Raw genomic sequence first — 22,697 nt, 5'->3', positions numbered from 1 at the left:
GGAGCGAAACGACTACGCACTGGCATCATTCGGTTCCTCCTGGTCGCCGGCGTCGTCCAGCTCGATTCCGACGTAACAGCGTCGCGTCTGACCGTCCAACCACTTCTTGTCACGCTCGAACGCAACGTGGTCGCGAAGCGTACGTGTGAACCGGTTTTTTGGCTTCACCTCGTACTCCTCGGCCGTCGCATATTGCTCGTACGCATCGTAGACCTCAGCGACCGCGACGACCCCGTCGCCGGATTTAACGATGCTATCGCGGACGAATGCTTGGATGCCGAACGGATCGTTCTCGTGGTCTTCCTGCTTCATAGATTGCTTATCGGCAGGTTCGTCTGGCTCCACACCTGCCAGATGGAGTTCATTGTTTTCGATCGCCTCAATGAGCCCAGCAAGGTCTTTGGTCGCGTCAGAGTCTCGAGTGTAGAGCTCGAGATTCTGCTCATCCTCGATGACACCTATCGCATACGAATCATCCGTGTACTCCGGAACGGGTAGGTCGGTACTGGGCACGAACGGGCGCTTGACAGGTACCCAATCCGCTTCGAACGCCTCACGTGACTCGTAGGACTCGGGAAGTTCTCCCGGCCTAAAGACGGTGTATGACTCGCTCTCGGCGTCGTAGCTGTACGTCGCCGGGAACTGATCTTTCGACACAGCGTCGAAGGAGTCGATCCGGGCGTGCTGGTCTCCGGCACTATCCTCGAGGACGAACGCACCGTCCCGCTCGAACCAGCGGGTGTGGCGACTACCACCAGTGGCCGGTCGGACGGCCGTCACTCCATCCGCGGCTCGCGCACCACCGTTGAATGTGACGTTGTGGTTCATCGTATACAGCCGTGTTTCCCCGGAGGAGAGCTGATTTCGCGGCTCGCTGAGGATTTTCGCAAGCCGGTCGGCAATCTCGTCAGCCGGCTGATCGTCGTGGTCTGCGACGACGAACAGCGGGATTCGCTCCTGTTCCTGGGCCTTCCGGAGGTTCGTGAGGACCTTCGCCGGCCGGACGTGGGTGGTGGTTTCGACCTCCACCTGGAGCTCCCGGTCGAGATCCGGATGCGTCGCGATGGCATCGGGGCGGGACTCCCCGTTCTGATCGAGGACCTCCACGGAGAACCCCGCAGTTGCGAGGGATTGCTCGACCGTTTCAAGGACTGCATCGTGGTGCTCGCCCCCGCCGGTCGGTGATGTCGACGTGTCGGGCGCGGCTGCTTGCTCACCCTCGTCTGTGAGCCGACACTGCACCGACGAACCACCGTCCGGGAGATCGACCTCGATGAGCGAGGACGCCTCCCTCACTTCTGGTAGTGTCTCGTAGCCCTGCGCCTCGATGGTGTCTTCCTCGATGCGCGAGAGCAGTTCCTCATCGACGTCCTCGACGGAGACCCAGCCGTTCGTCTCACGTACGTCGTTCGACAGCTGGACGGCGCGAATCGCACGGGCCATCGCGACTTCCAACGGTAGGTCATCCGCGTTCTCCAGAGCGACGTCAGTCGCAGCGTCACGGCTCTCCACGGTCGTCCCGCCGGCGACCCCGTACTCCTCGCGGGTATGCTCGTGGACGGCGTCCAAGGCGTCTTGGAATCGCTCTTCTTGCGTCCCGGTCAGTGGCTGCTCGCTATCGGGATGACCGGGTGGAATCGGAAGGGGTTCGATACTGAACGGGTCGGGGCCGGTTTCGCCGAACTCTGGGCTCGGGAGCTGTGCGATCCACTCGCCACGCGGGAGGGAACTGATCCGATTCTTGAACTCGACGGGATCCATTGCCTCGTGTGAGAGTGCCTCGGCGATGTCGGCGTCGACGGCGATCTTCCCGACGAGCGGACTGCCGATGTTGTTCAGGACGTTCAGGTAGACCTCGCGGTTGCCGGCCTCCTTCATCTGCTCAGGGAACTGCGTCACGAGTTCGATGGATAGCCGGAACTCCCGCCCCTTTTCGAGCAGCGTCGTCAGCGTATCAGAGACGACGACCGACGACGCTTCGTCGATGAGCAGGTTCGCCACGTAGTCGTCTGGCTTGCGGGCCAGCTCGTCGCCGTCGCGACGCTTGACAGCATCGTAGAGCTGCGTCAGAATGACGCCGGTCATCACACGGGCGGCCTCGTCGCGGAGATCGCCGAGGTCGAAGATGACTACTTTGTCCTCGTCGAGGAGGTCGCGGAAGTCGAACTGTGACTCGGTATTGTTGAAGATCCGCCGGAGATGGGCGTCCTGCGTGATGTAGTCCATCCGGTTGCTGATGCCGCTCACGACGTTCGAGAACGTCGCCGGGTTCGAGCGCAGGTGTCGCTCCAGTTTCTCGGCGACCTGCGGGTCGCTGGCTCGCGGTGCATCTTCGGGTGTCGAATCTGGTGGCCCGGCGGCGTGGAACTGGGTCACCGCCTGCTCAAACTGGTCGTGGGTGAAGTAGTTTGTATCCTGCCGGAAGTGTCCGTTTTCGAGGCCGTACTCCTCGTCGTACATCGCCTTGATGAGGTACTTGATGAGCGTCGGCGAGGCGATGGCGTCCTCGTACCGCTCCGGCCCCATCACGAGCTTGATGAGCTCCTCGTAGTGGTCGGCCTTGTCCTGAATCGCGTCGACGCGTCGGACGCCGTCCTCCAATGCCGGCGTGATGTCGAAGAACGCGAAGCCAGGCAGGATGTCGGGCACCGAGAAGTGGAGGACGTTCTCCTCGAGGTCGTCGGTGCCGAAGCGCTTCGCGTGAGCCCGCATATAGTTCTCGGGGAAATTCCCGCCCTTGGAGTCGATGATGAACACTGGCCCGTTCGTCTGGTCGTACAGCGAGAGGGCGTCGTTTTCAAGCGCGACCGATTTGCCGGCGCCGCTCTTCGCGAACCGGCCGACGTGGAACGGAAGTAGATGCGGGGGAATCCGCATCGGCTCCGACGTGGGCGTACCGTCTTCCCCAAGACCGCGGCCGATCGCCATCCCGGCGTCCGTGAACGCATCCATGTGGTCCTGCGCCGGGAGTGGCAGGGGCGTCCGGCTCTCGGGTTCGGCGTCGGACCCCCGCCCGCCCTCGGTCGTGAGGTCAGTTGCCGGCGGAACGACCACGAAGTTCGCCAACTCAGCCGGCCCGAGGACGAGATCGGGGCGGGTCTTCCGCCAGTCGCTCTTGGTAGCCAACGTAGCGTTGAGTACCCGGTCGGCGTGCTTCTTGGCTCGCCGCCCCTTTCGAAGCCCACGGCGGATGCGCTTCGGTCGGAGCCGATAGTGCGGCCCGTTCAGGTGATCGAATACCGACCCGATATCATCGAGACGATGGTCAACCCGCTCTCGTTGTCGGTCGGAGGTCACGAGCGAAAGTGCCCGCATATTCACCGTGAACGTGTGCTGTGGCTCCTTCTCGTCGATAGCCTCGACCCGCTCTCGCCCACCGATGTCGAGATACCGACGCTGTCGCCCGGTGTTCGACGGACTCTGTGGTTCGTTCTCTGTGTTTCCGAGGAGTTCTCCGAAGAACCAGTCGACGACCCGGTCTTCGCCTTCACGGAGCTTCCGCTGGCGCTCTCGTGCCTCGTGCGTCCAGTCCGATTTCCGCTGAAAGAGTACCTGGAACGCGATCGGGTGTTCGGCCCGGGTCAGCTGATCGATGAGTGACGCGAGCGGGGCCCGAGCGTGATCGTCATCGTCGTCTTCCGTATTCGTGAATTGGGGTAGTGTCGTCATCCAGTCTTCCCGCCGGGTAGCCTGCCCGTGCCAACTGATTCCGAGTGGGGTCGTCTCATCGACGGTCGGTTGCGTATGAGCCGGCTGGTGATCGGCATCGAGTTCGGAGTCGGACGGACCAGCCGCTGTGGACTCGTCACTCGAATCGGCCTCGAACAAGACTTCGTCCTCGTCCTGCGACATAGTGCTCTCCGACAGCACACTTCCGCCATCACCGACCGGTTCCTGCCCCGTCGAATCGAAGAGAGTCACGGGCTCTGAATCCGAATTCGGGTCTCCGGAGAATTCCTCAGCTGTCCTGGGGTTCATTCCGTGGCTATCGTCACCTCCGGCACTGTGGTCCTGAGACGGGTCTGCTGTCGATGGGAGTAGCTTCGTTTCCAAGTCAAGGGTGACCCGCTCGAACGTGACGGTCGGAGGATACAGCGTCCGGAGGCGTTCTTCGAAGGCATCTAACCGGCGGTCGGCCCCGTAATAGAACTCGACCGGCTCGTCTGCCCCCTCACTCACTGCGAGGAACTCGAACACCGGTGGCGGATCGCCGAAGGGACCGATACTTGCGAGAAGTCCGTCGTTGCCAGCGTCAAGGCCGTGGAGGCCGGCCAGTTGACGGACTACGGTCTCCGGCGCGAGATCGCTCCGGGAGGGAGTGATCCGGATGTACTCGTCGCCGTTAGCCACTGACGGGATTTCTGACGGGGTCTGTTCAGTCATCCTCCTGAGTGGTAGTGCTAGTTGGTTCACCGCCGTCGGCACGCGTTCCGGCGGGTCGGCTATCTGGATTCGTCACGCTCGTCGTCGGCTCGGGTTCAAGCTCGGCCACGTCCGCAGCGCCGCCGTCGATAACGTGAGCCTCGTAGTCACTTGCCCGAATTCGGAGTGGGAACCATCCCTCCTGGTCGATACCGACGAGCGCCTCAGAGTAGCCGTCCTCGTCTTCCCCGGCCTTCGCGGAGGTAACCCAGTTCACCTGCCGCTCGCTGAGGTCGAACCACTTGGCGATCTTCTCTTTCTCCTCATTGACGCGGTGGAGGACGGTCAACGAACAGAGGTTCGCGATGGTGCGTGCCTCCGGCGTCAGCGCGAATTCACCCCCCGTTTGCGTGATGAATTCGAGGCTCAGATCGAAGTGGCGGCTGTGCCGGACGGCTGTCTCCAGGAAGTCCAACGAGACGGCGTCGTTCATCAGGTAGTGCGCCTCGTCGATACAGAAGACGACGCGCTTGTCGGTCTGTTTGACCCGCTCGTAGACGCTGTTGAACAGCACCTGCATCATCAGGCTGGTCTCCGCCCGGCCACGGGTCCCCTCCTCCTGGTGGAGATCGAGGTAGATGACCTTCGAATCGAGGTCGAACTCGGAGGGGCGAGCCAGATTCTCGAGTTCACCGCCCTCGCGGAATGACGGTCGGAGGTCCTTGAGTAGCGACTGAGCATCGGACTGGACGGCTTCCTGCTCCCCATCCGTGACGTAGCCGTACTCCTCGGGGTCTTCGACCATCTCTTCGAGGACCGTGATGACGTCGTGGATGGTGGGCGAGTCCCGGGTGTGCGTCTCTGGATCGCGGGTGATCCCGCGCTTCTCGTAGGCTTCTTGGACGGCCCGCCGGAGCGTCTGGTTGCGCTCGCCGAGTGGATGGTCTGCGACGTGCTCGAAGAACGTCGCGAAGAAGGTCATCACCCAGTTGATCTGCTCGCCCCACGGGTCGATGTCGTCGACCTCCTGCAGGACGTGGTCGGGCGTCGGTTTGATTTCCAGCGGGTTCAGCCCCCGCCGGCCACCGACCGTGATCCGCTCGCCATCGAGCGCCTCGTTGACGCCGGCGAACCCCCGCATCGGGTCGAGCATAATGACGACCGTATCCTCGTCGAACATCGCCCGCCGCACGAGCCGGAGCTTCGTCGCGAAGGATTTGCCTGCGCCGAGCCGGCCGATAACCATCATACAGTAGCCGGTTTGCCGTTTGAATCGGTCGAGGATGAGTGGACTCGAATTCAGCGCGTACGTCCCGTATTCGATACCGGGTTCCGCAAACGCACCGGAAACGAAGGGGAACATCGCGCCGACTGCCCCGCCGAGCATCGGCGTCTTGCTGTCGAGCGTCTCGTTGAACTGATCCAGGGCGATCGGGCTCGCTGAGGTGAACGTCTTCAGCTGTGACCACCGGGGCGTCACCGGCGTCAGATTCGCAGGCGCTTGTCGGGCTGTCGTCGACACCGACTCGGCGTCGATGTTCTCGCGATCGTTGCCCCTGACCGTGAGATACATCGAGACGTCGAACGCCTGCATCGTCGTGTTCCGAAGGACGTCGTACATCTCCTGGTGGTCCTCGAGGTCTTTCTCGACGCCCCGGGCGCTCGCACGATGCTTCTCGGTCAGGTACTCGTAGTCGGCTTCGAGGTCCTCGATCTTGTTCTCCAGCGAATCCAACGTCTCTCGCGTATCACGAGGATCGATGTGGATGCTGACATCTGTCTGTTGGGTCTCGGCGGCCGCGTACAGTTTTTCGAGGAAGCCATCCATCGGAGCATCGGGATACTCACCGACCCACAGACTCTGCGCCCACTGGGTGTCAGTCCGGAGGGCGCTGGGCGTTCGCTCGATACTCGACGGCGAGACGACGGTCTGATGGATCTCGGGGATGCCGTCGACTGCCTCACCGTCGGCCTCGTAGTCCACGGTAAACTGTGATTCAGCATCTTCCCCCTCTTCGTCGGGGGCCTCGTCTGCGGTCGCCTCGTCGTCAGTTTCTGAACTATCCGAGCCGGTGAAGGGCAGCAGGTTTCCAATCATGACTTGTTGATGACGGGGGACGTTCGAAGCACCTGTTCGGGGTCGCCGTACTCGATTTCCGTGCCGGTCCAGTATTCCGCGATGAGGCGGGTGAGTTCGGCCGCATCAACGGGGCGCGTGTCACACCCCTCGATGCCGCGGAGGCCGCGCTCGACCCGCCGGCGCCGCTCGTCCAGTTCCTCGAGCATCGCGGCTCGCTCTTCCTCCTCCGGCGGCGCCGTGACAATCTGGATGAGGATGCCCAGTACGGGGATCCTAGCGAGCTTTTCGAGGAGGCTGGCCCGTTCGTATCGGACCTCCTCAGGTCGTACCGGAATCAGGACGTAGTGGTCGCGAATGGTCATCTGACGCTGCGCCAGCTCCCGGTCGTACCAGTCGACGTAGTGTTCGATGAGCGCCTGGAGTTTCTCGTTCGATTTGACGTCCGGGTCGCTCAACCGGTCTTCGTACCGCCCGACGTACTCGTCGGCGGGGAACGCCTGCGTCGTCGAGTAAATCTGGATCGGGAACTCGACGGTCGTATTGACGAAGTCCTGGAAGGCCTCCGCCTTCTGGGCCCACTCCTCGTCGGTCGCGAGCGCCATCGTCGGTGGCGACACCTGAACGGCTCCGACAAGAGCCCGGTCCGTCCGCTCGATGGCGTCTTGTCGCGGGTAGACGCGCTCGACGTGAGTGTACTCCTTCGCCTCCTCGTGGGCGATCTCCGTCTCGCTGCGGTGGAAGTTCACGAACAGACCGAGCCAGTCGAGACTGTTGGTGTAGCCGGGCGTGAGGTAGACGAACAGCCCACCGAAGGCGATCGCAATCACTGCGAGGGGGATCGTGAGGGCGGACACCGGAATGCCACGAACGGTGAGTGACGGTGGGATAACGACCTGCGTCACCAGGACTACCAGTACACCGGGAAGACCGGCGACGGCGAGGTCCGTCAGCGAGTACTTCCCGAGGAACTGGGTGTCGGTACCGAGTGACTTCGGAATTCGTTTCGCGGGGTCAGTTGCGGAGCTCATGGGTTGTTAGTGGATATAGCGTGGCGGGTCATCTGCTGAATCTGGATTCCGGTTCCGAGTCTGGGGGTCCCGGAACGCATCGTCTCGATCGAATTCCTCGCCTCCGTCGTTCCCACTACTATCCTCGCTGGTGGTGGAGCCGGCCGTAGAATCATCATTTCCGCCGCCGAGGTTTCCGCCTCCGCTGTTTCCTCCCCCTCCACCGCTGCCGTCGGTGATCGCTTCACGGAGGCGAGAGCCAGTCGTATTGAGTCGTTGGCCGGTAGAGTGGGCTCTCGAATCACCAGAGTTCAAGACGTATTGGCCACCGCTCTTGACTGCGGGCTCATCGCGCACTCCTCGAACGAAGTTTCTCCCACCCTGTTTGGCCGATTGGACTTGTTCACGCCCTCTAGACAACCGACTACGGGCCTTCTCAGCAGACATATGCCTGGCCGCCCTGTCGGCGATGAAGAACAACGCCCCGGCCTGCCAGAACAAAACAAACGGAGAGGCAACGGCGAGAAGCGGGATAACGAGTGCCGTCAACCAAGCCCCGAACTCACCGGCTGAGGGGCCGAAGCTCGTCCCCAAGATGTCCCCGAGACGGAACAGGAGAGCAACTGGAACCGTCATAAACAGGAAAGGGACGTAGAACCCGGCCAACTTCTTCATGAATTTCGAGACTAGGGCGAACGGCCCGACGCCAGGGATCCAGAATACAATGAGTAGTGGCATCAGGAACACAAATAGGTAGAGTGCCAGTTGTCTCGCTAGGTAAATCAGGCCGATCAACACGAATAGGAGCAAATTCGTTGAGAGAGCGACGACCGTGCCGAGCACGCCCATCCCAGTGAACGACAGCGTCTGGAATAGCGAGATTTCTGACACCGAGGGGACGAGGAACCCAGCCAATGCATCCATAAACCGCAACGATAGCGCTGAGATCCACCACCACGACAAGATACCGAGCAGTCCAGCGAAGGCGCGTTTCTTGAGCTTCGAGCGATGGTATCCGTTGAACAAGTGGCTCGTCGATTCAAGGAAAATGACGATTCCAATCGAGAGGCCGTACAGCGATAGCGAAAGCGGGATAATCATCTCCCAGTAGTAGTCATAAATTCCGGGCCACGCTGCGTTCGTCGGCTGATTGAACACCGAATCTGGATGGGGAGTACCCACCACTGTCCGCAAGACTGCATCACCGTGATTCTCTATGACGGTCTCTATAGGGCTGAAGAGTATCTCAAGGAGTTCTTGGATAGCGCTGATGATAATGTCTCCAAGAGCACCTCCATCGCTGCCTCCGTCACTTTGAGCTAAAACCGGAGCAGTGCCCGTAGTCAGTAGCCCGAAAAAGACGAAGATAGAGCGAACTAGGAATCGGACGGGACTACGCATTGTCTCCACCCCCGTCCAGTAGTTCAATCTGGACGTCTTTACACGGGTGTTGGATTGCGCCTTGATCGTCGATGTGGTATCCACCGGACAGTTCCGCCCGAATCGGTTGCTCAATATCTCCGTGTGGGGTCTGAACAACAACGGTTAATTCTGCAGTATCACTCTCACATGAGACATCGTCGTTGTCATCGATGACGAGAACACCCCGTTGTTTCAGGAATTCCCGTTCAGTACCGGGGCTGAGGAATTCTTCGCTCGCCTCCGGACGCTCGAACGTGGTATCAGCAACGCCGTCTCCTTCGATTACCTCAGGTGCGTTCCGATACGGCGCATTCCGGAAGCCAATATTATACACCCAAGAGGGACCAGTACCGACGTTCTCGACCGTCACAAAGAGCCGACCGCTACTGTAGCCATCATCTTCATCGAACTCCGGTTCGACATCGACGATCTGGATATCGGGCCGAAGCTCCAGGGACATCGACTCAGATGTCTCGCCCGAAACGGCGACTAACTCGTACTCGCCGGCAGAGTACGTCCCACCAGTCTTGAAGACAATCTGTATTTCGACTCTTGTAGCTCCCTGTGCAACGGTTGACTGTTCGAACGTAGTACCATCTGGACCAATCAGATTGAGTTGGTCGACATCGTGATCATCAGCCAGCGTCACCACAAGGTTGGGTCCCGCGAAGCTGATTTCCTCAAATACCGAATCTGTAGACGGCGACGTAGAGGACGAACCTGTTGGGGATTCAGTCTGGTTGCCGGGACCATCGGTTCCGGAACACCCTGCTACTCCTGCAAGCAGGGCTGTTCCAGACGAAGCCAAAAGACGGCGTCGACTAATCCACCGTTCCGAATTCCGGTCATGGGATTCTGAATGTTCTCTGATCATTATAGTGACCTCCACGGGGGCCAGATACGCCACCCTGTAATCCGATCGATGAAGAACACTGCAAGGAGGAACAGCGAGACGGGAACGCCGATCCGGAACAGCGTCGACACCAACTGGAGCACTGAGCCTTGCAGCAGGACAGTATCCGAGTCGCCGGTATAGCCGGGAGGATTGAGCCACCAGTGGCCGGGTTCGTATCGGGCCGACACACCGCCAGGGGAACGTTCAATCGTCGTCGTGACGGTTCCGTTCCCGGTCGTGTTCACCCGCTGCCCGTTGACGACGACGTAGCCGTCCCGTTCGTCGGTATTGATTGGTGCGCCGGTGTTCGCGTTCTGGAGGGTCACCCGGACGGTGACCGTATCTTCGGTCTGGTTCACCACCTCCAGAGAGAGGTTGCTCTCGTCGATCTGGATTCGAGCGAACTCATCGGCGGGCCGTTCTGCCTCAACCCCTCTGACGAGCCCCCACGCACGGACAGTCTCGGGCTGTTCGTCGGTCGTGGCCCGCGTCGCGATGCCGTAGCTGGCCGTGTACGACTCCGTGAGAACATCCAGGTGAACGTTCGACGGGAGCGTCGGCGGCGACGTCGACGTCCCGTACACATCCAGTATCGTCACGTTCCGGCGGGGCGACGGCGTCGGCCCCGTCTCGATGGGGTACGCGTTCACCTGGAGTGGATGGAGCGGTGAGTGGGCGGTCCGCTGTCCGTCGTCCGAGCTGTAGACCAGCGTATCCCAGTCCTTGTCTCGGGCTGAGTAGAACCGCCAGACACCTCGGACATCACCGTTGGGCAACTGGTAGCCGAGCCACGGCTGGTTCTTGTAAACGACGAGGCCGAGATCACCGTTCGGATACTCCGCGATGAACCCTGATACCGCGAGGTCATACTTCGTGACCTCGATGGAATCGGTTACCGTGACGGTCTCGGTCGGGTATGAAACGGAACTCTCCCAGTTGGTACAATCGCCTTCGTCGTTGTGAGCGGTACAAACTTCGACCTCCTTCCGAAGTCGGACCGAGATATTCGCCTGGAGCGTGAGCTGGTGGTCCTCGCCGGCGTATCCATCCAAGGAGTACGACAGTGCCGGCGTGTGGGAACCACCAGCCGTCGTCTCCTCGTCGCCGTCGACGAGGAGTCTCGTCTCCTCAACCTGATGGCTCTCCAGACTCCAGTAGACACGTCGATCGCCGGAGGTGTCGTCAGGCGGCACCGCCACCCGGTAATCGACGGTCCCGCGGAGCGTCCCGTCTGGAGCGACGTAAAGCGGCTGTCTAGACGACGAGAGGCGCGCTCGGGTGGACGGCTGAACGGCGAACACCTCAGTATAGGCTTCCTTGATGAACTGGTCGCTGGTGAGGTCCGCATCTGGTGGATGGATCGACACGGAGCTGTTGGTCGCCGGGAACTCCGAGTGGTCGCCACGGTTCCATCGCTCAACTGCACGCGGGGGCGAATCGAACGGGACATCGGTCCCCTCGCCAAGCTGCTCGACCGCCGACCCGTTACTCAGATTCGCACCGTCGGTCGCACCGTCTTGATCCCCCGACCACAGTTTGTGAAAGGTCTCCTCCGGAACGCCGTGGTCAGTACTATTCGGGGGATGGGCGCCCACTGGAACGGCGGCTGTCGATGCGACGAGGACGGCGGACATGACGAGTGCGAATCCTGGTGCGTGGTTAGAATCCACAACTCGTGCCACCGACCACGATGTTGTTCAGGATGAACTGGACGATCTCCGTCCCGAGGGGGGCGACGATCACGCCCCAGAGCAGGCCCTGATTCCGGACAGATTTCATCTCCTTCTTCCAGTCCGAGCGACGGGTGAACGGGATCGCCACCGTCGCGCCGAGCGCGAGGACGCCGCCGATGAGCGGCCCACCGAACTGGATGATGGTGAAGATGTTCTGGATGGTGTCGGCCATGTTCGAGTCGCAGAATGCGCTCCCCGGATCCGACTGTGCGGCCGCCGTCCCCACGAACAGGATCAGCGGGAGGAGCGCCAGCAGAATCGGGCCGATGGACCTGTGGATGATCCGAATGACGGACGTCGATTCCTCAGTACTGGCCGGCGTCTCGCCGGAGGGGACCTTAGCACACATCGTTTGTGGGAAAGGATAGCACGACCAAAAGAGGTCAGAAAATTTGAATGAATTTGTAGATCTTCAAAGTTCTCCAAGTTCTCTAGAGAAGTTCTCATTCTACTGGGATATATGCGACCGCATAGCCTGGGTCGAACTAATGTCAGACGCGGACACAGCAACCAGCGCCAGCAACTCCGACTCGGATGTTAGCGACGATGTGGCCCGAATCAATATGCGAATCCCGCAGGACAAATACGAGTGGTTACAGGAAGAACTCGACTCATTCACGAGTGATACAGGCCGATTCCAGTACCTCATCCAGTTCTATTCCGACCACAAAGAAGATGACACCGACTGCTGATCTGCGACCCACAGGGCGACTTAGACCTGCAGCGGAGCAACGATGAGAAGCGGGCAATCCTCGCCCTCGAAATAGTACTGCTTTACCGTCGTCGCGTCCTCGAACTCGTCCGCATCCTCAGGAAGGGTGATCGTGCGGGCGCTGCTGTGTTCGTGGATCGAGTAGATGCCGAGTTCGGAGAGGTCCTCACACTCGGCGGGATCCAGTTCTCTACTGACCGCCTCCAACCACGCTTCAACTGACACGGAGGACCGCTCGTCCGTATCAGTTTCACGGGGGGTACTGCGGGGACTGGCTTGTGCCATGATACATTTGCACATACTTGCGTCTTATCTACTAAATACTGACGGCCAATGACTTTCTTAAAATCTGACTATGTAACTAATGAAGTGTTTGTCTGACGCCGACCGAATACACGTTAAGAAACGCTATTCTGAGGCGTTGAGACACGCTTGGATATCAGCACCAGTCGGAAAAGTCAAAATCACGAGAGGAACGGCGACAAGCGACCACCCGACTGGATCCAACTGTGGAACCGGATTCGACGAGAGATAGGCTCCAATTCCGAGTACGACAATAGGGGTATAGAGGAGAGTCGGCGCGATCGAACCGAGTCGGATAGCGACCGTCGGAGCAGACGGGGCGTAAACGGCGTCAACGTATGGGCCACGTCGATTGACACCGAACGAGACTGATTCCGCATAGAGCCTGTGGACGGCGTAGTGTGCGGACTCATGGAGGATCCACGCTACACCACACGCGAGTAGGTAGACGCCGAATATCAGAACCGTCTCATGGAACATTGGAACTACCGTCGAACGGTTCGAAATGGGAGGACATCGCAGATAAGCCTGAAGGGTAACCGTGGCTAGCGACCTTAACCAACAAGCTCGTGAACAACGGCAGGCTGTTGGTTAACGCGGAGAGACAGTCGATACCGCTGCCGTTCCTCATTTGATCTCGATGACCTCGCCCTGGCCTTCGTGGAGTCGCTCGCGGATTTCAGTTAGTAACTCCTGCCCTTCCTCGTACAGCTCACTCCCTTCATCAAGTGACACCTCATCCGCGTCGAGTTGGTCGATAATCTCTTCGATTCGGTTCATCCGACTCCTGATGTCCGTGTCTTTTGCCATCGATTAGATCACCCCCAGCCAGAGTGCAGTAATGAGCAGCAACAGCACTAGGAGCACGACAATTGCAACCTTGTAGTAAACTGGCGACAGGCCCTCAGGCGCGGTCGCCTCTTCGACTGCCTCGGCCAGTTCCTGTTCGTGTTCGTGCTCCTGTTCAAAGGTCTCGTACGCGGCCTCAAGCTGTTGCTCAAGCGGGCCAATGTCGCTAGCCAGGAAGTCATTCCGAGACTTCGCGATGTACTCGCCGGCCGCTGTCGGTGTGATCGCGGCCATATCCGCTACCCGATCCGCGATTAGCCGGTCGTCAGTATGGCCAATTGCCGTGACGATCGGGGTGTTCGCGGTGAAGATCGCTTCCGCGACCCGCTCGGTGTTGAACGCCTGAAGGTTCGAATCGCTCCCACCGCCGCGGCCGACGATAATTGAATCGACGTCCTCGGAGCGGTCCAGATGGTGAATCCCGTTCGCGATAGACGTCGGTGCCTCTGACCCTTGGACGGTCGCATCCTTCACCAGGATGTCGACTGTAGGGTCTTGCTCGTGGATCGCGCTCTGGATGTCGTACCGAGCATCCCCTCGGAGTGAGGTCACAACACCGACCCGTTCCGGAAACGCTGGCGGGCGCTGTTTCTGCTCGTCGTCGAACCAGCCACGCTCTTCGAGCTCGCTGCGCAGTCGCTCGACCGCGGCCGCTTGGTCGCCGTCGCCGACGACGATCACTTCCCACGGCTTGAGGTCGATTTTCCCGCCTTCAGTCCAGTAGTCGATATCGCCTTCCAGGATGACCTCAGTCCCGTCCTCGAGCTCGGCGTCCATCTTCCGATAGCGGTTTGCCCAGATCATACAGGGGAGCTCGGCGTCGCCATCGGTAAGCGTGAAGTAGAGCGCTGTACTGTTCTGATGGAGATCCGTGACTTCGCCAATACAGCGGACACCGTCGAGGGCAGGCGCATCCTCGACGACCGAGGCGATTCGGTCGTTCAGCTGTGACACGCTGAGGACGTCTCCTGCCTCAGGCTCGACCGCCTGCCGTTCAGTATCCGGTGCGTCCGCCATCTTCGTTTCCTAACTTCTGTACAGGAACCTCAAAAAGCTACGTTCGAGTGACGGGCTTGGCTGCGTTACGCAGGCCTACAGGTCGCGGGGCTGGACCGTCTTCCGGTCGTTGGACTCGGCACGCTCTGCGGCGTCGTCGAGCAGTTCGGCGACCTCCTCGTTGAGCGTGTCGTAGAAATCTGCCGAGACGTTGTTGTCCGAGAGTGCGTCCTTCACGGCTGCTTTGACGATTAGGTCAGACATTCCATCGCGGAATTCACCTGTCCACTATATAAAGGTTCGAAGTTTTCACGCGATATCCCGACCCAGTCAAGCCAAAATCGCCTCGGGGTACCAGAGAGAACATATGCCACCCCTCAAAATAGAGAACAGACGGATGCACGATCTAACTGGGTTCCAGCGGGACATCTTGTATGTAACGGCCGGGCTCAAGGAACCACACGGGCTCGCAATCAAAGACGAACTCGACGACTACTACGAACAGGAGATCAACCACGGGCGCCTCTATCCGAATCTCGACGACCTCGTCGACAAAGGACTGCTCGAGAAGGGTGAACTCGACAGGCGGACGAACGTATACACAGTTACACAGCGCGGTCAGCGTGAAATAGAGGCACGTCGTGAGTGGGAAACCCAGTATCTGGGAACCGTGGACTCAGGGACTGCATAGCGTTCTATCCAAGTGGGTGCAGTAATCGAACAATCAAGTTCTCGTTTCAACGAAATACATCCGAGGGCTCGTTACGATCCATCCGCCAATAGGTTATCGACGAGGCGGGTGAACCGGTCGATCATCCGATCGGACAGCGAGGGGGAGATCTCTTCGAGGAGGCGAGCGGTCTCAGTCCGCTCGGCTGCGACCAGCGTCACGTGATTATTGACATCTCGGTGTTTCTCGATGAGATTCTGTTCCGTCAAATGATCCAAGTGCCACTCAAGGGTTCCCCGAGCAATCCCGAGGGACTCTGTGACAGCGTTCGGGCTGGATGTTCCCTGTTCGAGAACACAGAATAAGATGTCGCGTGCTGTTTCCCGGCGAAGGACAGCGATTGCTCCCCGCTCCCACGCATCATATTCCGGTGTGTAATAGTGGGTCCGGCCATAGAGAGGTAGGTTGACCACTCTCTCTTGATTCTGGAGTTTCCTGAGATGGTACTGTACCTGTCCTGGTGCGAGGTCGAGTCTCCGCGTGAGCGCGTTGAAGTGTTCTCCAGGGTGGGTGGCAATATACTCGTGAATTCGGTCACGTTGGTGTGTCATGTATCGAAGTTGGTCTCGTTCGAAATGGTTCGGGAGTGATAGACTGCAGCAATAACGAGCGCTACAAGAATGACATCAAGCCCGTGTTCGAGGAGGTGATGCTCGGCTTGTGAAAACAGGCCTACGATGGAGATCCCCGCAACCGCAGAGCGTCCAAGAAGGGCAGCCAATGCAGCGACGATTAACAGATATGGACGGGATTGGCGTTGAACGAACGCGCCGATCGCAAGTCCCAGAAGTACCGCTGTACCCGCAGCCGCGGCGGTGATCACCACGAGCAACGGAAGGGACTGCGAACCGGTAAACCCGCTATGGAGTGGGACAAATCCCGCCATGTGGGCTGAATTTGAAACGCAGTTACCTGAGAACGTCGATTCGAGTTACTCCGGATGTTAGAATTGTAGAGAGTGGTTGGTGGTTCCAAACCTCTTCAGAGGGAGCAGTACCCAGATGCGAACCCAAGATTGTCTCACTTTTTTGTCCTTCACTATCACGACATACACGTATGTCCTCGTTCTCAGATCGTGCGCTCCTGACGGCGGTCGTCGCGGATGTCACGCTGATTCTCGGGTACGCCATCAGTGCGGTTCATCCTGACCGTCGAGTGTGGCCCATCGGTGACAGCTCTTGGCGGTGGTGGTTCAATTGGTCAGCGCTCTCCGTCGTGTTCGCTGGGTTTCCCGTGCTGGGCGCGCTCGATCGGGACTCCTTCATTTTCACCGAACGTTGGAGCAAACTCACGGGTAGCGGTATCGCCGCACTCGGGATGGGATTTGCCCTCTCAGCACTCTTCGAACTTGGGTGGATGGAAAGCAGTGGAAGAGAAGGGGAACTTCGGACGAACGGTATCTACCAGTACACGCGCAACCCTCAGAGCGTGGGATTCATTACGTTCATCGTCGGCGCGATCATTGCAGTGAACTCCCGGAAACTGGCTGTACACGGCATCTTGACCATCCTCGTGTACGCACTGTTCCCGTTTGCCGAAGAACCGTGGCTGCGAGAGCAGTATGGCCAGGAATACGAGCAATACCGCAAGCGGGCCCCCCGATTTATCGGGTGGAACTTGGTGAAGAAGCTCATCACCAGATAGTCTACTACCGACCTTGAGCGGGGATTCAAGAACTCTACCAGAACCGCCTTTTCCGTTGGCTTCCTAACTGTCGTCAATGACTGATGAGAGAGGTATCCCTCGCAGAGAATTCCTCAAGTCGGCCGTCGCTATCGGAGGCGCAGCGGCATTCAGTGCCTGTTTAGGCCGTGAAGATGTTGACGTCCCAACAGGGCCGGATGATCTCTCGTCGTATCCACAACGTCAGCACGCTTGGAATGAGGCCCTCCCACGGGACGACCACGGGAACGTCGTCGCTCCGAGCCATCGTGTGCTCCTCTATCTAAATTACCGACGAGACGGGCCCCCGAACGAAGACGACCGTGACCAAGTTGAAACAGCTCTCCGTGGGATCGAACACGCCTACGAGCGAAGCGGGGGCGGGTTATTGCTCACGGTGAGTTATTCTCCGGCATACTTCGACCGATTCGACGAATCGCTTCCCGAAGACGTTGACCTCCCTGATCCAGAAGCACTTGCGCCGTTTGAGGATCCCGAGTTCGATACGCCCGATGCAGTCGTCCATCTCGCGAGTAACACGGCACAGGTGGTGCTCGGTGCCGAAGAAGCCCTCAAAGGGAACAAATCAACCCTCAACGGTGTCGATCAGCCTGACGCTACACTGACCGATGTTTTCTCAATCGCCGACCGGCGGACGGGCTTTATTGGGGACGGGTTGCCGGCGGAGAATGCTGACGATGCAGAGGGTGTTCCGGCAGATAAGGTCCCAGAGGACGCGCCGCTGTTTATGGGATTCAAATCGGGATTCAAAAAGAACCAGGCCAGTGAAGATCGCGTGACAATCCAGTCGGGGCCGTTCGCCGGTGGAACGACCCAGCACATCTCCAAGCTCCAGCTCAATCTCAATCAGTGGTACAATCAGGACGATCGCTGGCAGCGTGAGGCGAAGATGTTCTGTCCGTACCACGCCGAGAACGACGTAATCGAGGGCGCTGGAGACAATCTCGGAACCAGCAGCAAAATCGACGACTGTCAGCCAACGGATGAGACGGCCCGCGAGATGGGCGTCGTCGGTCACTCCCAGAAATCCGCCCGCGCTCGCGATGACGATGACTCGCCTCTCATCCTTCGGCGCGACTTCGATTCTACCGACGGTGAAACCGCCAGCCTCCACTTCCTTGCGCTCCAGCGACGGATCACCGACTTCGTCGACACGAGAGAAGCGATGAATGGCACTGACGTCACCGAGCAGTCGGCCGTCGGTCAGCGAAACAACAACGGCATCCTGCAGTACATCCGAACGGAGCGTCGCGGTAATTTCCTCGTCCCCCCACGGTCGTTGCGTTCGCTGCCGCCTGCGCGACCGGTCGAGAACGCACAGGAGGTGACGCATGAATCGTCGTGACGTGCTTCGGGCGGTCGGGGGCACGTCACTCGTGGGGCTCGCGGGGTGTACCGGCCTGTTTGAGACGCGGTCAGCGCGGGCACCACCGCTCCCCGAGAACCGCCCGGACGCAGTCTACTATCCGACCCACTACGAGGGCATGAAAATGCCCGGAATGAAGGAACAGGGCGGGTACAGTTGTGCGCTCACGTACTCGTATGCGCACCGGTTCTGGCTGATGAAGCCGAATGGGATCACGAAGGTCGAGATTCAATCCGAAGATTCGATTCACCTGATGCCGGTCGTTTGGGAGACACAGACGGGGATCATCCCACCCGATATCAATCCACAGCTCACGATTACACAGGACGGCGAGCAGGTCGACCAGTTCGCACCGTGGCCGATGCTCTCCCAGCCGATGGGGTTTCACTTCGGCGATAACGCACAGCTCCAGGGCGACGGCACATACACTGTCGAGGTCAGCATCGGCGGGCCGTCGACGCGACGGACGGGGTCGCTGGCCGAGAATCAGGGGAACGCCTCGTTCACGTTCGAGTTCGAATTCAGCGAATCGACGCTCAACGAGATCTCGTATACGGACATTCCCGACGACAGAGAAGGCACGAAGGGTGCTGTCGACCTGATGGACATGGAGATGTTACCGAGTTCGCAAGTGCCGACACCGGACGCGCTCCCGGGGGACGTTCGTGGCTCGGGGACGAGTGGGGACGCGAAGTTCGTGGTTACGATCCTCGAAGACGCGTCACGTTTCGGTGGGGACGAGGAGCAGAGGTATCTCGCTGTTTCTCCGCGCACACCCTACAATCGAACGATGCTGCCGATGATGTCGCTTTCGGGAACACTGCACCGTGACGGGATGTCAGTGTTCGACGGAATTCTACAGGCAACCATCGATCCAGAGCTCCGCTATCACTACGGAGCGACGGTCGCAGATGTACAGACGGGAGATGAGCTGACGATCACGGTCGATTCGCCCCCACAAACAGCTCGCCATGAAGGATACGAGACAGCCTTCGTTGATATGCCAGATGTGCAGGTGACGTTGTAGTTCCAAAGGTGTCTTTAGAATTCCAACCGAAGCCAAATCTATGGAAGAGAAGCACCTCCTACTGGCGACGTTACTTGGCGTTGTCTCACTCCTGGTACTCACCGGATTCGTCGTTCGCTTAGCGTAGACAGTCACAGAATGGCCGAGGCTGGCAGTTACAGAAACCCCCGGTTGACGACAGCGAGGTCGACTCAATGAATCTACCAAACATAGTATCTCAGAGGAGAACATGAATCGGAGAACGTTTCTCAAACAGGGGACTGCTCTCTCGGGGGGCCTGGTACTGTCTGGTTGCCTGGGGCGGCTCGGATTCGAGACGCAGTCTGCATGGCGTGATCCACCGATCGTGGAGGATCGACCTGACGCGGTCTACTATCCGGCAATCATCGAAGGGATGGGAATGTACGGAACGACGACGGCAGGCAGTCTCGGATTTGCACTGATGCACTCCTTCCCGCACCGTTTCTGGAACCTCACTGGCTCACGAAAGACGAAAGTCGTCGTTCAGTCGGATGATTCGGTGCATCTGATGGCGAGTGTCTGGGACACCGAGACGGAGACGATCCTCCCGGTCGACGTCTCTGTCGAAATCAGTAACAGCGACGGTCGAGTGTCCTCGACCAACCTCTGGCCGATGATCTCGCCGAATATGGGGTTCCACTACGGCGACAATATCGCTCTCCCGGGGGAAGGACAGTACGATGTGACGCTCCAGGTTGGCCCGTTGCAGACAGCTCGTACGAGTCCATTCAACGGGCGATTTACAGAGGGACAGTCTGCCACGATGCAGTTCACGTTCGATACGGATGAGACGTACAATTTGGAGATTCGCCGGTTAGGGGACAAAGCAGGCACCCGTGGGACAGTCGATCTAATGGATATGGAAATGATTCCTGAACCGGTCGTGCCGACAAAATCCGAGCTTCCCGGTCGACTACTCCACGAAGGGCAATCCGGTGACGCAACGATGCTGGTTGCTCTCGTTGACGGTGACCATCGGTTTAGTGATACTGAAGGACCCTTCCTAATCGTTTCTCCACGCACACCCTACAATCGCGTGATGCTCCCGAGGATGGCTCTTTCAGCAACACTCGACCGTGGAGGGGATACAATCACACAAGGGACACTCCAAGCGTCCCTTGATCCTGACCTCGGGAGTTTCTATGGGATGGGTATTGATGAACTCAAGACTGGCGATACGGTCAGAATCACTGTAGAGACACCACCCCAACTGGCGCGCCACGACGGCTACGAAACCGCGTTTCTCGACATGGACCCGATTGAGTTCACTGCCGAGTGATCTTTCTGGTTGAGTTCTGACCTTAGTGTGCGATCCGTTGTTCTCTCGAAACCACCAGAATCAGGGTAGATATGGGGGCGTCGCTCCTGGAAGTGAGAGAATCCAGAGGCTAATAACGGTGTACCCGATCATCACACCGATGAACGGGTACTGGCTCCGGATTGCGACGAGACGACTCGAGAAGAGTTCGTAGGCGGTCGCGTGCGCTGCCCAGATAGCGAGGAGATGCCCGATGAGCACGTAGGCGATACTCAAACCCTCGAACCACCCAGGTGGAGACAATGTCAGGGGATTCGCTGGGGGCGACAGTGGAGAGAGAATTGCCATGCCTAGAGCCGGACTGAGGGATACAGCCAGTCCGGTGTAGTGGGCGAGGTGATATCCCGCTGCGATGGCCAATAGCGAGGGTGCAAACCGAAAGGCGATACGTTTCGCTGTGATGTATGTCCCGGTCCGTCGCCGAGAGAGTACGCCCGCATACCAATACGCGGCGAAGAAAACGACGTAGCCACTGACGAAAAGGAGTGTGTAGATGAGGATCGCACGAATCTGTACGGCTCCCACTCCAATATTGGAGAGGCTGACGAGTGCCTCGGTAGTTGCTGCGCCCGTCTGCGTCGTGATGAAGCCGCTGTACGTGAGCTCCCAAATCAGCGCAATGACGAACGCAACATCGGAGGTGTCCGTGATTAAGTCTGAGTCAGTCAGGTCGCTACCGGGCAGTTTTACAGTGAGCTTCCCGTCCCGCCGTTTTACAGGGGCGACAGCCCCGAAAAATCGGAACAGGACGGATAACGGATCTGCGTTCTCGAACCACGCGTCAGGACCGAAGAGTACTGCGCCTGCGATTGTGACGGCACTGTAGCCGAGGATCGCAAGCGAAAGAATTGACGGAATCGTGCTGACAGGGAAAATCACCTCAATCCACACAAGGAGTAATAGGCCACCGACAGCTGGCCATCGGGCTAATTCTCTTGGATACGTTCTGTGTCCAGCTGGGAGAAGCGAGACGATCCCTCGCCAGGGGTTCAGTGCTGGCCAAACGTTCCCTCCAAGATACGTAAGCATCGGCAAGCCCGCTCGAACGACGACAAATGTGACGAGAATGGTGAAGCTTGCTGTCGGGAGCTGCGGTCCGGTCAGTCCGAGATACACTGCCAGTCCAAGGACGACAATCCCAAAACTACGTCCGATCCATCGAATCGGTGTCCACCAGTCGTCGACCGTCGGACCGGGGAGTGACCAGTTGTGGAGATAGCGGATAAAGGCTCGATCAGTAACGAAGCTCGCAAGTAGGGCAGAGGCGCCGATCGTGGCGCCGCCAGTGGCAAGATACAGCCATCGGGGAACGGCAAGGGTATCCCGAGGCTGCTTCGAGAGCGTCATCCCGTTACCGGCAGCGACTGTTTCGGTAAACAGCGTCAGTATCGAGACCCAGAGTACAAACTGTACGAAGAGTCTGAGCTTCGTGTTCGAGACGACCCAATGACGAAGCCTCGACCCTGGACCTGACTCTATGTGTACCTCTTCGCTTGCCCCGGTGTTCGTATCTGAGTCAGGCAAAGATAGCATACATGAATAGAAGACCGAAGTACAGGAGCACGAGGGCTCCAAGCGCTTTCAGACGGAGTGTACGCAACTCGTCTTCTTCGTCTGCTCGGGCAGAGAGGAATGCGTCCTCCTCGTCGTCATCCAGCTCTTGGGGATGTTCTAAGCCTTTGTGGAGGACGAGGCGGTCGGTCGTCGGGAACGGATGCCCACAGTAATCACACTCCCCTGCAGGTGAGTCACGCCGTGGAACCGTAGTGCCTTCGTATGACATACTCTCGAAAGCTGTTATTCGGCCGTAGGCCAGTCAGCGTTGAAACCGTTCTGGTTCGACGTTCGAACTTCTCCGCTCGCGTATCGACCTACGTGGCGTCATCAATGGCCAGAATGGTCGGTTACAACAGATCTGCTAGCGAAGAACGAAGTTGTCCAAACGCTCCCTTTGACAGCGTGGAAGTAGTCTTTTGTTCAGAGTGGTTGTCTTCGACTGGAGACTGACTCTCCGTTTCTCGCTCTTCTTCGTAGGCGTCGCAGTAGATGCACATAAAAAAGAGTAGGCAGAGCGTCTCTATAAAACCATTTGACCGTAAGATGGGATAGCGCGGAGAATCGGGACTAAGCAGTATTACCAGCTTCAGACTGTGAGGTTATACCGCACCAATATTAACTAACGGCTGAATTACA

At 58.8% G+C, this 22,697-nt stretch carries 21 protein-coding genes; 6 read left to right on the top strand and 15 right to left on the bottom strand.

The annotated features are described in order from the left end of the window. Positions 1-12: 12 nt before the first annotated feature. Genes ACQUQR_RS16240 through ACQUQR_RS16210 form a run of 7 tightly spaced genes read right to left on the bottom strand, consistent with a single transcriptional unit; the run spans position 13 to position 11,848 of the window. The gene (locus ACQUQR_RS16240; protein WP_004594534.1) at positions 13-4,383 is read right to left on the bottom strand and encodes a type IV secretory system conjugative DNA transfer family protein; all 4,371 of its coding nucleotides are present in this window, start codon (positions 4,381-4,383) and stop codon (positions 13-15) included. Continuing rightward, positions 4,376-6,460, bottom strand: coding sequence for a VirB4 family type IV secretion system protein (locus ACQUQR_RS16235; protein ID WP_004594535.1), 2,085 nt, complete (start codon positions 6,458-6,460; stop codon positions 4,376-4,378). Before ACQUQR_RS16235 ends, ACQUQR_RS16240 begins: the two co-directional genes overlap by 8 nt. Beyond that, a complete protein-coding gene (locus ACQUQR_RS16230) occupies positions 6,457-7,470 on the bottom strand; it encodes a hypothetical protein (RefSeq protein WP_435197485.1) in 1,014 nt (337 codons plus the stop codon). The genes ACQUQR_RS16235 and ACQUQR_RS16230 overlap by 4 nt, the downstream gene beginning before the upstream one ends. A gap of 6 nt (positions 7,471-7,476) precedes the next feature. Further along, positions 7,477-8,850, bottom strand: coding sequence for a hypothetical protein (locus ACQUQR_RS16225; RefSeq protein ID WP_004594537.1), 1,374 nt, complete (start codon positions 8,848-8,850; stop codon positions 7,477-7,479). Beyond that, positions 8,843-9,745: a hypothetical protein gene (locus ACQUQR_RS16220; protein WP_011222439.1), complete on the bottom strand. Its 903-nt coding sequence runs from the start codon at positions 9,743-9,745 to the stop codon at positions 8,843-8,845. Before ACQUQR_RS16220 ends, ACQUQR_RS16225 begins: the two co-directional genes overlap by 8 nt. Beyond that, positions 9,745-11,400 carry a hypothetical protein gene (locus tag ACQUQR_RS16215; protein ID WP_011222438.1) on the bottom strand — a complete coding sequence of 552 codons (1,656 nt, stop codon included), beginning with the start codon at positions 11,398-11,400 and terminating at the stop codon, positions 9,745-9,747. Before ACQUQR_RS16215 ends, ACQUQR_RS16220 begins: the two co-directional genes overlap by 1 nt. A gap of 25 nt (positions 11,401-11,425) precedes the next feature. Then, a complete protein-coding gene (locus tag ACQUQR_RS16210) occupies positions 11,426-11,848 on the bottom strand; it encodes a hypothetical protein (RefSeq protein WP_004594540.1) in 423 nt (140 codons plus the stop codon). A gap of 139 nt (positions 11,849-11,987) precedes the next feature. Between ACQUQR_RS16210 and ACQUQR_RS16205 the strand changes: the two genes are divergently transcribed. After that, on the top strand, positions 11,988-12,191 hold the full coding sequence (locus tag ACQUQR_RS16205) for a hypothetical protein (protein ID WP_004594541.1): 204 nt from the start codon (positions 11,988-11,990) through the stop codon (positions 12,189-12,191). A 20-nt stretch (positions 12,192-12,211) separates the two neighbouring features. Here ACQUQR_RS16205 and ACQUQR_RS16200 read toward each other — a convergent pair whose 3' ends face one another. From ACQUQR_RS16200 to ACQUQR_RS16185, 4 genes are all read right to left on the bottom strand, one after another. After that, the gene (locus tag ACQUQR_RS16200; RefSeq protein WP_049909612.1) at positions 12,212-12,496 is read right to left on the bottom strand and encodes a hypothetical protein; all 285 of its coding nucleotides are present in this window, start codon (positions 12,494-12,496) and stop codon (positions 12,212-12,214) included. Positions 12,497-13,141: 645 nt separating this feature from the next. Further along, entirely contained in the window at positions 13,142-13,324 is a 183-nt protein-coding gene (gene xseB / locus ACQUQR_RS16195) for an exodeoxyribonuclease VII small subunit (protein ID WP_011222436.1), read from the bottom strand. Positions 13,325-13,327: 3 nt separating this feature from the next. Next, positions 13,328-14,380: an exodeoxyribonuclease VII large subunit gene (xseA, locus tag ACQUQR_RS16190; RefSeq protein WP_004594545.1), complete on the bottom strand. Its 1,053-nt coding sequence runs from the start codon at positions 14,378-14,380 to the stop codon at positions 13,328-13,330. Positions 14,381-14,455: 75 nt separating this feature from the next. Beyond that, positions 14,456-14,623 carry a DNA-binding protein gene (locus ACQUQR_RS16185; RefSeq protein ID WP_004594546.1) on the bottom strand — a complete coding sequence of 56 codons (168 nt, stop codon included), beginning with the start codon at positions 14,621-14,623 and terminating at the stop codon, positions 14,456-14,458. A 133-nt stretch (positions 14,624-14,756) separates the two neighbouring features. Here ACQUQR_RS16185 and ACQUQR_RS16180 point away from each other — a divergent pair, with 133 nt between their 5' ends. Continuing rightward, positions 14,757-15,050, top strand: coding sequence for a PadR family transcriptional regulator (locus ACQUQR_RS16180; protein ID WP_004594547.1), 294 nt, complete (start codon positions 14,757-14,759; stop codon positions 15,048-15,050). A gap of 71 nt (positions 15,051-15,121) precedes the next feature. Here ACQUQR_RS16180 and ACQUQR_RS16175 read toward each other — a convergent pair whose 3' ends face one another. Continuing rightward, a complete protein-coding gene (locus ACQUQR_RS16175; RefSeq protein ID WP_004594548.1) occupies positions 15,122-15,640 on the bottom strand; it encodes a winged helix-turn-helix transcriptional regulator in 519 nt (172 codons plus the stop codon). Further along, entirely contained in the window at positions 15,637-15,915 is a 279-nt protein-coding gene (locus tag ACQUQR_RS16170; protein ID WP_225935279.1) for a DUF7471 family protein, read from the bottom strand. Before ACQUQR_RS16170 ends, ACQUQR_RS16175 begins: the two co-directional genes overlap by 4 nt. 230 nt (positions 15,916-16,145) lie before the next feature. Here ACQUQR_RS16170 and ACQUQR_RS16165 point away from each other — a divergent pair, with 230 nt between their 5' ends. The 4 genes from ACQUQR_RS16165 to ACQUQR_RS16150 all read left to right on the top strand — a co-directional run bounded on the left by ACQUQR_RS16165 (position 16,146) and on the right by ACQUQR_RS16150 (position 20,465). After that, positions 16,146-16,733, top strand: a complete 588-nt coding sequence (locus ACQUQR_RS16165) for a methyltransferase family protein (protein ID WP_004594550.1) — start codon at positions 16,146-16,148, stop codon at positions 16,731-16,733. 76 nt (positions 16,734-16,809) lie between these two features. Then, entirely contained in the window at positions 16,810-18,117 is a 1,308-nt protein-coding gene (locus tag ACQUQR_RS16160) for a twin-arginine translocation signal domain-containing protein (RefSeq protein ID WP_011222434.1), read from the top strand. After that, the gene (locus ACQUQR_RS16155) at positions 18,104-19,165 is read left to right on the top strand and encodes an iron transporter (protein ID WP_004594552.1); all 1,062 of its coding nucleotides are present in this window, start codon (positions 18,104-18,106) and stop codon (positions 19,163-19,165) included. Before ACQUQR_RS16160 ends, ACQUQR_RS16155 begins: the two co-directional genes overlap by 14 nt. Before the next feature lie 229 nt (positions 19,166-19,394). After that, positions 19,395-20,465, top strand: coding sequence for an iron transporter (locus ACQUQR_RS16150; RefSeq protein ID WP_011222433.1), 1,071 nt, complete (start codon positions 19,395-19,397; stop codon positions 20,463-20,465). Between the two features lie 60 nt (positions 20,466-20,525). Here the strand turns inward: ACQUQR_RS16150 and ACQUQR_RS16145 are convergent, their stop codons facing one another. Next, positions 20,526-22,037: a hypothetical protein gene (locus tag ACQUQR_RS16145; RefSeq protein ID WP_004594554.1), complete on the bottom strand. Its 1,512-nt coding sequence runs from the start codon at positions 22,035-22,037 to the stop codon at positions 20,526-20,528. Next, positions 22,021-22,287: a hypothetical protein gene (locus ACQUQR_RS16140; RefSeq protein WP_004594555.1), complete on the bottom strand. Its 267-nt coding sequence runs from the start codon at positions 22,285-22,287 to the stop codon at positions 22,021-22,023. The genes ACQUQR_RS16145 and ACQUQR_RS16140 overlap by 17 nt, the downstream gene beginning before the upstream one ends. Positions 22,288-22,697: the final 410 nt, after the last annotated feature.

Origin of the sequence: Natronomonas sp. EA1, assembly GCF_051195035.1 — an archaeon.
Taxonomy (GTDB): domain Archaea; phylum Halobacteriota; class Halobacteria; order Halobacteriales; family Haloarculaceae; genus JBNTJV01.
This window is presented reverse-complemented; position numbering and strand designations above follow the sequence as displayed.

Bases quoted from the DNA above. Each gene is read 5' to 3' on its own strand.
- ACQUQR_RS16140 (WP_004594555.1), bottom strand. From the start codon at position 22,287: ATGTCATACGAAGGCACTACGGTTCCACGGCGTGACTCACCTGCAGGG.
- ACQUQR_RS16220 (WP_011222439.1), bottom strand. From the start codon at position 9,745: ATGATCAGAGAACATTCAGAATCCCATGACCGGAATTCGGAACGGTGG.
- ACQUQR_RS16185 (WP_004594546.1), bottom strand. From the start codon at position 14,623: ATGTCTGACCTAATCGTCAAAGCAGCCGTGAAGGACGCACTCTCGGAC.
- ACQUQR_RS16155 (WP_004594552.1), top strand. From the start codon at position 18,104: ATGAATCGTCGTGACGTGCTTCGGGCGGTCGGGGGCACGTCACTCGTG.
- ACQUQR_RS16145 (WP_004594554.1), bottom strand. From the start codon at position 22,037: ATGCTATCTTTGCCTGACTCAGATACGAACACCGGGGCAAGCGAAGAG.
- ACQUQR_RS16160 (WP_011222434.1), top strand. From the start codon at position 16,810: ATGACTGATGAGAGAGGTATCCCTCGCAGAGAATTCCTCAAGTCGGCC.
- xseA (WP_004594545.1), bottom strand. From the start codon at position 14,380: ATGGCGGACGCACCGGATACTGAACGGCAGGCGGTCGAGCCTGAGGCA.
- ACQUQR_RS16205 (WP_004594541.1), top strand. From the start codon at position 11,988: ATGTCAGACGCGGACACAGCAACCAGCGCCAGCAACTCCGACTCGGAT.
- ACQUQR_RS16240 (WP_004594534.1), bottom strand. From the start codon at position 4,383: ATGACTGAACAGACCCCGTCAGAAATCCCGTCAGTGGCTAACGGCGAC.
- ACQUQR_RS16165 (WP_004594550.1), top strand. From the start codon at position 16,146: ATGTCCTCGTTCTCAGATCGTGCGCTCCTGACGGCGGTCGTCGCGGAT.
- ACQUQR_RS16210 (WP_004594540.1), bottom strand. From the start codon at position 11,848: ATGTGTGCTAAGGTCCCCTCCGGCGAGACGCCGGCCAGTACTGAGGAA.
- xseB (WP_011222436.1), bottom strand. From the start codon at position 13,324: ATGGCAAAAGACACGGACATCAGGAGTCGGATGAACCGAATCGAAGAG.
- ACQUQR_RS16235 (WP_004594535.1), bottom strand. From the start codon at position 6,460: ATGATTGGAAACCTGCTGCCCTTCACCGGCTCGGATAGTTCAGAAACT.
- ACQUQR_RS16180 (WP_004594547.1), top strand. From the start codon at position 14,757: ATGCACGATCTAACTGGGTTCCAGCGGGACATCTTGTATGTAACGGCC.
- ACQUQR_RS16175 (WP_004594548.1), bottom strand. From the start codon at position 15,640: ATGACACACCAACGTGACCGAATTCACGAGTATATTGCCACCCACCCT.
- ACQUQR_RS16230 (WP_435197485.1), bottom strand. From the start codon at position 7,470: ATGAGCTCCGCAACTGACCCCGCGAAACGAATTCCGAAGTCACTCGGT.
- ACQUQR_RS16200 (WP_049909612.1), bottom strand. From the start codon at position 12,496: ATGGCACAAGCCAGTCCCCGCAGTACCCCCCGTGAAACTGATACGGAC.
- ACQUQR_RS16215 (WP_011222438.1), bottom strand. From the start codon at position 11,400: ATGTCCGCCGTCCTCGTCGCATCGACAGCCGCCGTTCCAGTGGGCGCC.
- ACQUQR_RS16225 (WP_004594537.1), bottom strand. From the start codon at position 8,850: ATGCGTAGTCCCGTCCGATTCCTAGTTCGCTCTATCTTCGTCTTTTTC.
- ACQUQR_RS16150 (WP_011222433.1), top strand. From the start codon at position 19,395: ATGAATCGGAGAACGTTTCTCAAACAGGGGACTGCTCTCTCGGGGGGC.